We start from the raw sequence: 12,645 nt of genomic DNA on the forward strand, positions 1-12,645 counted from the left end.
CCGAGCAGTCTGGTACCCGCGCCCGGTCCATTCGTTCAACACCGGAGGCCCGCCGTCGCCAGCCTCCGGTGAAGGACTTCCGCCTACCGGCTACAGCTCGTCGAAGATGAGCAGGCCCCGCGAGGTGTCGATGACATAGACATGGCCATCGCCCGGGATGCGCATGCCGATGGCGCCGTCATAGAACAGGGTGCCTCGAGCCCGGTCCGTCCCCCGCCAGGTATTGAAGTAGGCGACCTCCCTCATCTCCGAGGGACGCGACACGTCCAGCACCCGCACCCCGTGCTGATAGTGGGCGAGATAGAGCAGGTTGCCCTTCAGCTCCATGTTGTGGATGGAGACGCCCGGAGAGAGGCGGTACTCGCCAATGAGCACGGGCTTGTCCAGGTCGGTCATGTCGAGCGCCCGGACATGCCCCCCCCAGTCCTCACCGCCCTCGAAGACGATGAGCCGGTTGTTCACGTAGTGCCAGCGGTTCGTGTGGCTGGTGGCGCGCGGATAGACATACTCCCCCCGCTTCACCACGTTCGTCGGGTCGCTCACGTCGAGCACCAGCAAGCCCGCGGACCAGTGATTGACGAAGAGGCGATCTCCCCACGACGTGGCGTCATGGGGGAACGAAGCGACCAGGGGGTTCACACTCGGGTCCGCGTAGCGGCCGAGCAGCACGGGCTCGCGCGCGTTCTTCACGTCGAAGATGAGCGTCTCCGGCGTGGGCGAGGCGGACATGACATAGAGCCGGTTGAGGTCGCCATGAATGGTGTGCGCATCGATGGGGCGACCATCGGGCAGCGAGCGCAGCAGCTTCGGGTTCGCCGGCTCGGCGATGTCGAAGACGAGCAGGCCCCGGGCCGCGCTGGCGACGTAGAGCGCATCGTCCTTGGCCCACACGGCGTTCCAGTAGCTGTCGCCCGGGTACGTGATGCTGCTCACGAGCCGGGGCGCGGAGCGGTCACTCAAATCATAGACGAAGAGCCCGCCGGGCCCCGCGAGGGCGCTCTCCAGCGAGACGACATACGCATGCCCCTTGGTGACGAAGACGTCCGCGACGATGCCCTGGTTCACCACGCCCTCACCCACCAGGGTGAGCTTCGAGGCCTCCGCCTCGCCCGCGCGCCACTGGACCTTCTCCGCCTCGAAGGTGGCCTGGAAGCTGGGAACGCCGGCGAGGCAGACCGCGTAGCACCCCGTCACCCGGCTCGGGTTCGGCGCCTTGCAGCCCACGAAGGAGGACCGGAAGGCCCTGCCGTCCGGGAGCGTGCCGTGGTTGGAGAGGAAGAACGCGTTCCCGTCCACCCGGGCCTCGCGCATGGGATATCCGCCGTAGCTCACCACGCCCCCCGGCCGGAAGTTCATCGACCCGGTGAACTGGCTGTTGGCATTCTCTCGGATGTCGTTGCCAATGCCATGCACGGTGAAGTGGCCGTTGGCCTCCAGCCTCGTCAGCGAGTCTCGCTCACACGCGGACAGGTCGAAGGACTCCAGCGTGCCGCACTCGGCGGCGGCGCCGTCACGAGGCAGCAATGGACAGACGGCCAGGGGCTCCGGGGCCCAGTCCCCGTGGTCCTCGAGGACCTGCGAGGGACCCAGATTGACAGGCACTCCCTCGACGGGGACGACCTCCTGCGCACAACCCCCGCCAACGCTCAGGAACAGCGAGGCCACGAGCGCACCTCTCACGACATTCGTCATGATTCTCCATCCATGATGTCGGCCCCGGCCCTGACATCAACGCGATGAAGGTCTGCCCATATCGACGGAAGGTGCGGCTTTCTCCGGCGCCCTGCGGGTCAGCAGCGCCACGTCGAGCCCCACGCCCAGCAGCACGCCGACCGAATAACAGACGAGGTCGCTCCAGAGGAACCCCGCCCCCAACACCAGTCGCCCCGGCAGCGTGCGGCGCGCGGCATCCAGCCAGGGCGCGTGATAGCCCTGGCTGAACTCGATGCCGAAGGAGAACGCGAGCGCGACGGCGGCCACGGTGAGCGCGGCGCGGCGTGGGGCGAGGAAGCGCAGCAGCAGGAACACCAGGAGCGCCCACAGCGTGTCGCCCGCATAGGTGGCGAAGAAGGAGGGCCACGGCAGCGACTTCCTACGCGACGCCAGCCCCAGCGGAATCACCAGCACCGCCAGCCCCAGCGAGAGCAGGCGGGTGCGCGACGGGGAGGACGGGACAGGCGAAGGGCTCGGAGCGGACGTCACGCGCCCAAGACTACCCGAGCCGCGACGCGCGCCTCAGGGTTCGGCGGGATAGAGCTGCCCGCGCATCTCGCCGTAGTAGGTATGCGCCTTGGTGTGCAGGTTGAAGTAGAGCACGCCCTTGCGCGCGAGCGACTCCAGGCTGGCCAGCGTCTTCGTCTGCGCCAGGAAGCCCAGCTCGGCGGGACAGCTCTCCGGCAGCCCGGGCTTCATGCCCTTCATGTCCTTGATGAAGACGACATTCGCGTGGGTGAGCTCCACCGTCAGGCGGCCCTCCGCGAGCGTCTTCGACAGGTTGCCCAGCTCCCCGAAGTCCACCACCACGGGCCCGAGCACGCCGGGCGGACCGCAGTGGATGTGGAACATGAGGATGTCGGCGGGGTTGACGCCCTTCATCTCGAACTCGACGTAGGCGCGCGTCAGGTCCTTGGAGAACTTCAGCACGCCATGGCCCCGGGACTTGCGGGCCTCGCGAGGCGTCGAGGGCGCCGTGGCCCCCAGGCTCTTCTCCAGGAGCTTCGGCGTCTCGGACTCCTCGCCGGGCTCCTGCGCGGGGCTGAGGAAGGCCTCGTAGACGGTGAAGGTCGTCGCGCCGAGCGCCGGGTCCTTCGCGTGCGCGGACAGCGTCAGCAACGTGGTGGTGGCGAGGGTGAAGAGCAGTGGCGTTCGCATGGCGGGCTCCGGCACGAAAGGACGCCCTCATCCGTAGCGTGGATGTCCGAAGCCGGGGATGGCCGAAGATGGACACCCGATGGCCGGATTCGCCCCACGAGCCTCACCTCACAGGGGTTCGAGGAAGCGGCGGATGTGTGAGAGCACCTGCTTGATTTTGGGAATCTCAGAGAGCGCCTCCGGGACACTGAGGCGCAGGGGCCGCTCGCGGCCCACCACGTCCGCGAGCACGGGCACCAGCGCGCCCTCCCCTTCGCCCGGGTCCGCGAACGCCACGCTGGGAATCAGGCCAATGCCCTGCCCGGCCAGACAACACACCCGGATGAAGTGGATGTCCGACGACACGAGGGCGGGCTCCACCTGGAACGAAGGCCCCCGGAGCTGGGGCCACAGGCACGCGTCGTCGCCCGGCGCCTGCCAGGACAACAGCTCATGACCCTCCAGCTCCTCCACCGTGCCAGGGATACCGCGCCGACGCAGGTAGTCCTCGCTGGCCAGGAGCCCCTCGCGCACCCGCAACACCACCTGGGACATCCAGGGCCCCCGGGGCAGCCCCTCTCCGAAGTGCGCCGCCAGGTCCACGTTGTCGAGCGGCTCCGCCAGCGGATCATCACTGAAGCTCGCATGCACGCGCAGCAGCGGATACGTGGCCCGCAGCAGCGCGAAGAGGGGCGCGAGCAGGTGCGGCGGCAAGCCCACCGGCAACACCACCCGCAGAACACCGGAGGGCGCCTGGCCCACCTCGCGCAGCGAGGCCACCAGCGCGCTCGTCTCCTGCATCATCAGCCGGCCGCGACGGGCGAGCATCTCCCCCGCCTCCGTCAGGACGATGCCCGTCCGGGTGCTCTTCAGCAGTGGCACCCCGGCGCGCGCCTCCAGCGCCTCCACGCGTCGCCGCAAGGTCGTCCGCGACACCGCGAGGGAGTCCGCCGCAGCCAGGAACGAACCCGTCTCCGCGACACCGACAAAGGCACGCAACTCTTCCAGGTCCATGCTCTCGCCCCGTCGGTGCGGGCTCGCCGGCCCCCACCATGACGCCTCCCGGGGACGAGCATCCTCGGGCCCCTCCAGGACCGCAAGGCGGGGAGTGATGCCTGGAGGACACTCCCACCACCCTCCGGGGCAGCCCCGCAATGACATCCACGACATACCGCTGAAGCCACGCAACCTGGAACCGATGTGGGCCGATAACCCAGACAAGCGCAGTTCTCACACCCCTTCCATTCCGGGCCTTCACAAGCCAACGCCACGCGCGGGATGGACTCCGTCGAGGTCTCGTCACATGGGCACTCCTCCCATCTCCGGAAGCACCCCGAAGAAGGTCTACCTCCCGCCTCCCGAGGAGAAGCCCACGCCGAAGCCCGTCGTGGACAAGAAGGCCCAGGTCAACGCACCCAAGGACGAGTTCGAGACGGCGGACGCCGCGGCCAAGAGCAAGCCCGTGGAGCTCCTGGCCGGCTCGCCTCCCGCGGGCGGAACCAACCCGGTGGTGCCCACCAACGGCACCACTTCCGCGAAGTACCAGGTGGGTCCGGCCACGCGCCCGCCCATCCACCACGACAACGGCTTCCTGCAGAACCCCGCGGACCCGAAGGACACCAAGCCCATCGCCACGAAGGACCCGTCCTTCTCCGACTACGCCGCCAAGGCGAAGTGGGAGCTGAAGCTGGAGGCCGCGAAGACCTTCCGGCCGGACCTTCGGGACGGCACCGCCGCCTATGACCACTTCCTGCACGGCAACGGGAAGGACCGGACGTTCAACTACGAGCGCTTCGTCACCCAGGATGAGTCCGGCAAGCAGGTCCTGAAGAGCGCCACCCAGGACACCCAGAAGGCCGCCGAAGCCCAATACGCGGCCATGGTCGCCAAGGACCCCTCCCTGGCTGGCAAGCCCGTGACGTTCCAGCTCACCGGCGGCCCCATCGGCGTGGGTGGCAACGACGGCAAGTTCCCGTATCCCCAGTCGGAGAACTGGCAGAAGGCCATTGGCGGGCACAGCATCTGGAACAGCGCCACCGTCACCGTCACGCCGCCGGCCAAGCCGGGTGACAAGCCCTCGTTCTCCATGGACATGACGGTCCACGCCGAGGACCGGTATAACTTCAATCCCAATCAGAAGGACATCGCCACCGGCATCCCGGACTCGGACAACGGGCGCTTCGAGCAGACCGGACTGGCGCACCAGTACACCCAGACAGGCACCGTGCAGCGCAAGGTGACCTGGGGACAGGGCGACATCGAGAATGCCACGTCGACTCCCATCGAGACCGGCCGCTGAACCCACGACGTTCCGACATATCCTCGGGGGAGTCCTGGTCCTGGCGTGTGCCGCCTCGGGCTGCAAGGACTCGGACTCCCCACCCACGAGCGTCCCCATGAGCCAAGTTGCGACCTCACCCGCCAAGACGGGCACCGACCTCGCTTCACTCGAGCAGGTGGTGAACCTTCCCCGGCGCCCCGTGTCCGTCCAATGGCGCAAGGCCATCCGGGGCAAGGTGGGCATGGGCCCCACCGACTGGGAAGTGATTGCCGTGCTGGAGTACTCGGAGGCGGATGCCCAGGCGCTCCTGGCCACGCTGACGCCCACGGAGCTCGCCCCGCCCACGCTGAACGACGGGGGCTGGCTGTCGGCCACCACGCGCAAGTCCCTGGAGCGCGCCCGGGCCTACGACGCCTCCGCCTTCTACCGGCCCCCGCTGCAGAACGGGACGGTGCTCCACGTGCCGAGCACGAACACCTTCGTGCTCTCGCTCTTCACGCTGTAGTCCGAAGGCCCGCGCGGTGGCGGCGCTCGTCGAGCCGCGCGGTGCCTTCCAGCGTCGGATGGCGGCTCAGTACGCCGCGTCCGTGGCCGAAGCGCCGTCGCTGGCCTTCTTGTCGCTGCCGCCCTTGTCCTGCTCGGTGAAGAAGTCGGCGCTGATCTGCTCGTACAGGGACTCCACCGCGTTCGCCGCCAGGACCGTGGCCGCGCGGTGTAACCCCGCCGAGCGCTTGGACATCACCGTCCCGCTCGAACGCTTGAGCACCTGGCCCTGGGCGTCCACCAGCCGCGCCTTGTAACGAATCTGCGCCTGGACGGCCGCCACGCTGGCGTCCGTGACGGCGAAACTCAGCTCCGCCTCGAGCACCTGGAGCTTCAAGTCCGCCGGCGTGGCATCCAGCCGGAAGGCCGAGCCGAACCCGACGCGAAAGCCATCCTCGAGCGTGCCGCGCCACTGGTCCACGTCCAGCTTGTTAGCCGCCTCATTGGAGACGACGAAGTGGTCCCGCACCGCCGACTCCAGCACCAGCCCCAGGGTCGCCTGCTGCTCCGCGAGGTCGATGTTGGGACGAGGGGCTCCGCGTTTGACATACACCGTGCAACCACTGGCGAGCAGCAGCGCCGCGAGGGCAACCACGATACGGAACCCGGATACGGAACAGGCTGACATGCGACGACCCCCACGAACACAGGAGGCGTCTGCCTAACAGCCCTCGCCCGCGCATGGCAAGCCGCCCATCCTCCACCTTTATTTGCAACATGATTACTCAAGTATTGAATTGGCGTTTTCGCCGGACAGATTCGCGCCCATGGGACGCTTCAATTCGATGTTCGGCGGCGGCACCGGTACCGGGTTGGCAATCTCGCGGTCGGGAGACACCGTGATGGGCGGCCAGGCGCTGGCCCCCTGAGCTCTCCCGGGAGCGGCCGGGCCATACCCGGCGGCGCTGCTCGCCGCTGGTGCACGGGTGCTAGCATCCCGGCACTCCCCTGTCGGGAATCGCCATGGCCCCCACTCCTTCTGGAAGAACTTCGTCGAACGGGCGCGGACGCTTGAAGACGTCCACCCCGCCGAAGTAGCGATGCGCGCGACGATGCCAGGGCTGTCCACACATCGCGGGAGCACGGGGATGCGCGCCGCCGGGGGCATGCTGGCCCTGCTCGCGCTCTTGCTTGGCACGGTCGCCGTCGCGCAGGTGAACGGGCGCGAGCGACGCATCGGTCAGTTCTACCACTCGCGCTGGACGGTGAAGGACGGCGCGCCGGGACAGGTCTCCGCCCTGGCGCAGACGCCGGACGGCTTCCTGTGGATGGCCTCGGCGGCGGCGCTGTACAGCTTCGACGGCGTCCACTTCCGGCGCTTCGAGCCGCCCGATGGCCAGCCCTTCAGCAGCATCCAGACGCTGTATGTCGCCCCCGACGGCGCGCTGTGGGTTGGCTTCATCCATGGCACCTTGGCGCGCCTGAAGGAAGGCCAGGTCACCCGGTATGGCGAAGCCCAGGGCCTGCCCTTGTCCCAGGTGACTTCGTTCGCCACCGATGCCCAGGGAGCGCTCTGGGCCTCCACCAGCCTTCGCGGCGTGTACCGCCTGAACGGGAGCCAGTGGGAGCGCATCGCCGAGCCCTGGGGCCTGCCCGCGGCGGAGCAACGGGGCCGCGCGATGTTCGTCGACCGGGACGGCGCGCTCTGGCTCGCGCTCGCCGACAAGGTCTACCACCTGGAGAAACACGGCCGCGCGTTCCGCGACACGGGCATCACCGTGAAGTGGGTGAGCCTGATGTCCCAGGCACCCGACGGCACGCTCTGGGTCGCCGAGCCCACCGGCGCGGTGCGCCCCATCGGACTGCCGGGCGGCAAGCCCTACCCTGGCGCGGGGAGGCTGGAGGTCCAGTCCGCGGGCGTGCTGTTCGACCGCGAGGGGAGCCTGTGGGCCACGTCGCTCGGTGACGGCGTGCGCCGCATCGCGCATCCCGAGCAGTGGGGTGAGCGGCGCATCACCCGGCTCGACGAGGCCGGAGAGCCCTTCACCGAGAGGGACGGCCTCAGCTCCGACTACACGTGGCCCATCATCGAGGACCGGGAGGGCAACCTCTGGGTGGGCACCAGCGGCGGGCTGGACCGCTTCCGTCACAGCACCCTGGTGCTGGCCGAGTTCCCTCGCGGCTCGCATGACTTCGCCATCGCGGCGGGAAACGACGGCGCCCTTTGGGCGGGCACCACCAACCGGCCGCTGATGCGGCTGCGCGACAGGACGGTGGACACCTTCGACATCGGCGCCCCCATCCTCGCCACCCACAGGGACCGGGATGGCCAGGTGTGGCTGGCCGCGGAGAACGGCCTCTGGCGCATCCAGGACGACAAGCCCCTGCGCGTCGCGGACCTCCCGGCACCTCCTCCCGCGTACATCCACGCGATGACGAAGGACGCGCAAGGCACGCTCTGGGCCGCGCTCGTCGGAGGGGGCCTGTACCAGTTGCGGGATGGGACCTGGACGTCGCTGGAGGCGCGCACGGAGCTGAGGGCCCGGGAGCGCATCATGGCCGCGGCCACCGACCCCCAGGGCCGTGTCTGGCTGGGGCAGACGCAGGAGCTCCTCCGCGTCGAGGGGACGGACGTCCGTCGCTTTGGCCGCGCGGACGGCCTGGAGCTGGGCATCGTCACCTCGCTGAGCGCGGGCCAGCGACTGTGGGTGGGTGGGCAGTTCGGCCTGGCGCACTTCGACGGGCAGCGCTTCCACACGCTCGACGTGGAGGACGAGGAGCCCCTGCGCGGCGTCTCCGCCATCGTCGAGCTGCCAGACGGAGGCCTGTGGGTCCACGCGATTCCCGGCATCCTGCACCTGCGCGCGGACGAGCTGGCGCGCGTCGTCGCCGAGCCCGGCCGTGCGGCGCGGTGCGAGCGCTTCGACTTCCTGGATGGCCTTCCGGCGCGGCCCACCCTGCTGCGCCCGCTGCCCACGGCGGTGCGCGGAACGGATGGACGGCTGTGGTTCGCCACCAGCAACGGCGTGGTGTGGATAGACCCGACGCGCATCTTCCGCAATCCGTTGCCGCCGCCCGTGGCCATCCATGCGGTGCGCGTGGATGGACAATGGCTCACCCCGGGCCCTGGCGCGCTCAGCCTGCGTGAGCAGGCGACGAACATCGAAATCGACTACACGGCGCTCAGCCTCTCCATCCCCGAGCGCGTGCGGTTCCGCTACCGGTTGGAAGGCGTGGACACGGCGTGGCAGGACGTGGGCGGCCGGCGCGAGGCGTACTATTCGCACCTGTCCCCGGGGCGCTACCGCTTCCAGGTGCTCGCCACGAACAACGACGGCGTCTGGAACGAGACGGGGGCGGCGCTCGAGTTCGTCCTCCCGCCCGCCTTCTTCCAGACGTGGTGGTTCCGCGCGGTGTGTGGCGCCGCCGTCGCGGTGGCGCTGTGGCTCTTGTACCTGCTGCGGCTCCGGCAGGTGCGGGCCCGCCTGCGGCGACTGCTGGAGGAGCGCCATCTGGAGCGGGAGCGCATCGCGCGCGAGCTGCACGACACGCTGCTGCAGGGCATCCACGGGCTGGTGCTGCGCTTCCAGGCGGCGGCGGAGATGGTGCCCACCGGACACCCGGCTCGCGTGGCCATGGAGAAGTCCCTGGAGCGCGCCGACCAGGTGCTCGTCGAGGGGCGCGACAGGGTGATGGACCTGCGCGCCACGACGGTGGACCCGGGGGAGCTGTCCACGGCCTTCACCCAGTTGGGAGAGGAACTGGGGCACGAGCGGCGCTCCGCGCTCCACGTGGTGGTGGAAGGCACGCCCGTCGCGTTGGACCCCGTGGTGCGTGACGAGGTCTTCCGCATCGGTCGCGAAGCCCTGGCGAACGCGTTCCAGCACGCCGGCGCCCGGCGCATCGAGGTGGTGTTGACGTATGACTTCGCCCAGCTTCGCCTGCGCGTGCGCGACGACGGGCGCGGAGTCGAGGAGGCCTTCCTCCAGGCGGGCGGCAAGCCCGGACACTGGGGCCTGTCGGGCATGCGCGAGCGGGCCGTGAAGCTGGGCGCGCGGTTGGACATCCGGGGCCGGGAGAACGCGGGGACGGAGGTCGAGCTGCGCGTCCCCGCGGCGACGGCGTATCAGGACTTTCCGAGAGGCACCTGGCACCGACTGCGGCGGCTCGTGGGCGGCCTGCGCTGAGGACCTGCCTTGTCCGGTGAGCGCGGCCTCCCTCCATCAGGGGAGGTGCGCGAGGTGGCGCGGGAGCACAGTGGAAGCGAGCTTCCCTCCTCCTGCCCCGAGTGCGCGATGAGCACGACGTCCCCCGATACGATTGTCTTGATTCACGGCCTCTGGATGACGCCCCGGAGCTGGGAGCACTGGGTGGAGCGCTTCAAGGCGCGGGGCTACAAGGTGCTCGCGCCCGCATATCCGGGCCTGGAAGTCGAAGTCGAGGCGCTGCGCGAGGACCCGTCCCCCATCGAGAAGCTCACGATTGAAGAGACGGCCCACCACCTGGAGACGGTCATCCGGGGGCTTCCGCGTCCGCCCATCCTCATCGGCCACTCGTTCGGTGGCGCCATGGTGCAAATCCTGTTGGACCGGGGGCTCGGGGCCGCGGGCGTGGCCATCGACTCCGTGCAGGTGAAGGGCGTGCTGCGGCTGCCGTTCACCACGCTCAGGGCCACCTTCCCCATCCTCGCCAATCCCGCCAACCGTCACCGCGCGGTGCCCTTCACCCACGAGCAGTTCCGCTACGCCTTCACCAACACGCTCACGGAGGCGCAGTCACAGGCCGTCTACGAGCGCTACCACGTCCCCGCGCCGGGCCGCTTCCTGTTCGACGGAGCGCTGGCCAACTTCAACCCGCACGCGGCGACGAAGGTGGACTTCGACAAGGAGGACCGCGCGCCGCTGCTGTTCATCGCGGGGAGCGAGGACAACATCATGCCGGCGTCGCTCAACAAGTCGAACGCGCGGCACTACAACAGCGGAGTCGTGGCCTACAAGGAGTTCCCCGGCCGCTCGCACTACATCTGCGGCCAGGAGGGCTGGGAGGAGGTCGCCGACCACGCGCTCTCCTGGGCCCTGAATCCCACGGTGTGACGCCACTCGCGCCCTGCTAGCCTCGCCGCGTCTATTTCTTCCCGGCGAGGCACCATGAAGAAGCTCCTCATCATCGCGGGTGTGCTGTTCGTGGCGGTCGGCGGACTCATCCTCAAGACGTTCTCGGACGCCGGGCAGTTCAAGAGCCTCTCTCCCCACGCCCCCGGAAAGTGCAAGCCCGTGTCGGGCATGCCGGGCGCGGAGGACATCACGTTCCATCCGGGCCTGGGCTACGCCTACGTCTCCTCGGACGACCGGCGCGCGACGATGGCGGGGAGCCCCGTGACGGGCGGCATCTACCGCTACGAGCTTTCGGGCACCGCGCCCCCGGTGCTGCTGACGGGCGGCTTCTCCCCCGACTTCCATCCGCACGGCATCAGCCTGCACGTGGACCCGTCCGGCGCGCAGACGCTGTTCGTGGTGAACCACACCCAGGCCGAAGGCAACCGCATCGAGCGCTTCGAGGTCGGCGAGGACGGCCTGCTGGTCCACCGGGCCACGTTTCGCGACGCGCTGCTCGTGTCGCCCAACGACGTGGTCGCCATGGACGCCCAGCGCTTCTACGTGACGAACGACCACGGCAACCCGCCGGGCATGAAGCAGCGGGTGGAGGACTACCTCCAGCTCGCCCAGGGCAACGTCCTCTACTTCGACGGCCAGCGCTTCCAGGAGGTCATCCAGGGCACGAAGTACGCCAACGGCATCAACCGCTCCCTGGACGGGAGCACGGTGTACGTGGCGCAGTCCGTGGGCCGCTCGCTGAGCAGCTACGCGCGCGACCCGAAGACGGGCGCGCTGACGCTGCTCAAGACGCTCGACCTGGACTCCGGCCCGGACAACATCGAGCTGGATGCCGAGGGCAACCTCTGGATTGCCTCCCATCCCAAGCTGCTCGACTTCGCCTCCCATGCGGGCGACCCGACGGGAAAGACCCGGTCACCCGCGCAGGTGCTGCGCCTGACGGGCAAGGGCGCGGACCTGAAGGCCTCGGAGGTGTTCCTGGACGATGGCAGTCAGACGTCCGGAACGGCCACCGCCGCTGTCTTCGGCAAGCGGATGCTCCTGGGCCCCGTGTTCGAGAAGGACTTCCTCGACTGCGAGCTGCCCTGAGCCGCGCGTCAGAATCCAACGGGCCATCACCCCCGAGTCCCAGCCGGCTTGTCCTGACTTGAGAGCCTCCCCACCCTCCTGGCTGCCAGGACAGGGGGCGGAGGCTTTCGCCCGGGGGAGAGCGGCGACATGGGCGGTGGGCTGAGTTGGAGGGGGAAGGTCGGAGTGGGTGGGCTCTTCGCGGCGCTCGCGGCGTTCGCTCCTGGGAGCGCGGAGGCGGACGCGGGCGACCTGGCCCTGGGGCATCACCACAAGGAGAAGCACGAGAAGAAGAAGAAGAAGGAGGATGCGGCTGGCACCGGTGGCTCGGGTGCGGCGGCGATGATGGGGCCTCGCGTGGGCGGGCACGTCGCCGCGGTGATTCCCTTCCTGAGCGTCACCGACGAGGACACCACCGTCATCTTCGGGGACTTCTTCGACCTGGGTCTGGCGCCGGGCATCACCCTGCACCTGAACGAGCGCTGGGCGCTCGACTTCGAGTTCATCGCCTACAGTCGCTGGCGGTTCGAGGATGGCGGCAGGCCCGCGAGCGTCAGCACCAGCATCGTGCTGGACCCGGGCGTCATCTACGACTTCGGGCAGTTCAAGGGCGGCCTGCGGCTCGCCATGCAGGTGGGCGCGGGCGTGCCGTTCAACATGGGCGTGGTGCCCATCATCATCAAGGGCTTCCCCATCACCGAGCACCTGAAGTGGTTCGTGGAGCTGGACCTGCCCTTCTTCGTCACCGGAGCACCGGGCGACGGGGGCTTCAGCTTCTCGCCGCAAATCCAGACGGGCATCGCCTTCTGACGGCGCCCGTCCCAACACGCATCCAGAGCCGCTTCACGG

Annotated in this window: 11 protein-coding genes; 6 read left to right on the plus strand and 5 right to left on the minus strand. The window is 69.1% G+C overall.

Annotated elements, in window-relative coordinates; genetic code table 11:
• Positions 1-90: 90 nt before the first annotated feature.
• The 4 genes from HUA78_RS22435 to HUA78_RS22450 form a co-directional block, all read right to left on the minus strand.
• Positions 91-1,692 carry an LVIVD repeat-containing protein gene (locus HUA78_RS22435; protein ID WP_174460592.1) on the minus strand — a complete coding sequence of 534 codons (1,602 nt, stop codon included), beginning with the start codon at positions 1,690-1,692 and terminating at the stop codon, positions 91-93.
• Between the two features lie 36 nt (positions 1,693-1,728).
• Positions 1,729-2,202 carry a DUF2809 domain-containing protein gene (locus HUA78_RS22440; protein ID WP_217439505.1) on the minus strand — a complete coding sequence of 158 codons (474 nt, stop codon included), beginning with the start codon at positions 2,200-2,202 and terminating at the stop codon, positions 1,729-1,731.
• A gap of 33 nt (positions 2,203-2,235) precedes the next feature.
• Entirely contained in the window at positions 2,236-2,871 is a 636-nt protein-coding gene (locus HUA78_RS22445; RefSeq protein WP_141642599.1) for a CHRD domain-containing protein, read from the minus strand.
• 108 nt (positions 2,872-2,979) lie between these two features.
• Positions 2,980-3,864 (minus strand): LysR family transcriptional regulator, encoded by an 885-nt coding sequence (locus HUA78_RS22450; RefSeq protein ID WP_174453746.1) that lies wholly within the window; start codon positions 3,862-3,864, stop codon positions 2,980-2,982.
• 289 nt (positions 3,865-4,153) lie between these two features.
• Here HUA78_RS22450 and HUA78_RS22455 point away from each other — a divergent pair, with 289 nt between their 5' ends.
• Complete coding sequence (locus tag HUA78_RS22455; protein ID WP_141642597.1) at positions 4,154-5,149, plus strand: hypothetical protein; 996 nt, start codon at positions 4,154-4,156, stop codon at positions 5,147-5,149.
• A gap of 97 nt (positions 5,150-5,246) precedes the next feature.
• Positions 5,247-5,636 (plus strand): hypothetical protein, encoded by a 390-nt coding sequence (locus HUA78_RS22460; protein ID WP_141642596.1) that lies wholly within the window; start codon positions 5,247-5,249, stop codon positions 5,634-5,636.
• A gap of 66 nt (positions 5,637-5,702) precedes the next feature.
• On the opposite strand, the gene HUA78_RS22465 is transcribed toward HUA78_RS22460, so the two are convergent.
• Positions 5,703-6,302 (minus strand): hypothetical protein, encoded by a 600-nt coding sequence (locus tag HUA78_RS22465; protein WP_174460590.1) that lies wholly within the window; start codon positions 6,300-6,302, stop codon positions 5,703-5,705.
• A 460-nt stretch (positions 6,303-6,762) separates the two neighbouring features.
• On the opposite strand from HUA78_RS22465, the gene HUA78_RS22470 reads away from it, so the two are divergent.
• The 4 genes from HUA78_RS22470 (at position 6,763) to HUA78_RS22485 (ending at position 12,606) form a co-directional block, all read left to right on the plus strand.
• Positions 6,763-9,801 (plus strand): sensor histidine kinase, encoded by a 3,039-nt coding sequence (locus HUA78_RS22470; protein ID WP_174477114.1) that lies wholly within the window; start codon positions 6,763-6,765, stop codon positions 9,799-9,801.
• 108 nt (positions 9,802-9,909) lie between these two features.
• Complete coding sequence (locus tag HUA78_RS22475; RefSeq protein ID WP_174477115.1) at positions 9,910-10,707, plus strand: alpha/beta hydrolase; 798 nt, start codon at positions 9,910-9,912, stop codon at positions 10,705-10,707.
• A 54-nt stretch (positions 10,708-10,761) separates the two neighbouring features.
• Complete coding sequence (locus HUA78_RS22480) at positions 10,762-11,817, plus strand: SMP-30/gluconolactonase/LRE family protein (RefSeq protein ID WP_174466180.1); 1,056 nt, start codon at positions 10,762-10,764, stop codon at positions 11,815-11,817.
• 129 nt (positions 11,818-11,946) lie between these two features.
• A complete protein-coding gene (locus tag HUA78_RS22485; RefSeq protein WP_174477116.1) occupies positions 11,947-12,606 on the plus strand; it encodes a hypothetical protein in 660 nt (219 codons plus the stop codon).
• The last annotated feature ends 39 nt before the right edge of the window (positions 12,607-12,645 follow it).

The sequence above is a fragment of the Myxococcus sp. CA033 genome, from assembly GCF_013336625.1.
Classification (GTDB): Bacteria; Myxococcota; Myxococcia; order Myxococcales; family Myxococcaceae; genus Myxococcus; species Myxococcus llanfairpwllgwyngyllgogerychwyrndrobwllllantysiliogogogochensis.

Excerpts from the sequence above, each read along its gene's own strand:
- HUA78_RS22435 (WP_174460592.1), bottom strand. The coding sequence starts at position 1,692 with ATGACGAATGTCGTGAGAGGTGCGCTCGTGGCCTCGCTGTTCCTGAGC.
- HUA78_RS22445 (WP_141642599.1), bottom strand. The coding sequence starts at position 2,871 with ATGCGAACGCCACTGCTCTTCACCCTCGCCACCACCACGTTGCTGACG.
- HUA78_RS22450 (WP_174453746.1), bottom strand. The coding sequence starts at position 3,864 with ATGGACCTGGAAGAGTTGCGTGCCTTTGTCGGTGTCGCGGAGACGGGT.
- HUA78_RS22455 (WP_141642597.1), top strand. The coding sequence starts at position 4,154 with ATGGGCACTCCTCCCATCTCCGGAAGCACCCCGAAGAAGGTCTACCTC.
- HUA78_RS22460 (WP_141642596.1), top strand. The coding sequence starts at position 5,247 with ATGAGCCAAGTTGCGACCTCACCCGCCAAGACGGGCACCGACCTCGCT.
- HUA78_RS22465 (WP_174460590.1), bottom strand. The coding sequence starts at position 6,302 with ATGTCAGCCTGTTCCGTATCCGGGTTCCGTATCGTGGTTGCCCTCGCG.
- HUA78_RS22470 (WP_174477114.1), top strand. The coding sequence starts at position 6,763 with ATGCGCGCCGCCGGGGGCATGCTGGCCCTGCTCGCGCTCTTGCTTGGC.
- HUA78_RS22475 (WP_174477115.1), top strand. The coding sequence starts at position 9,910 with ATGAGCACGACGTCCCCCGATACGATTGTCTTGATTCACGGCCTCTGG.
- HUA78_RS22480 (WP_174466180.1), top strand. The coding sequence starts at position 10,762 with ATGAAGAAGCTCCTCATCATCGCGGGTGTGCTGTTCGTGGCGGTCGGC.
- HUA78_RS22485 (WP_174477116.1), top strand. The coding sequence starts at position 11,947 with ATGGGCGGTGGGCTGAGTTGGAGGGGGAAGGTCGGAGTGGGTGGGCTC.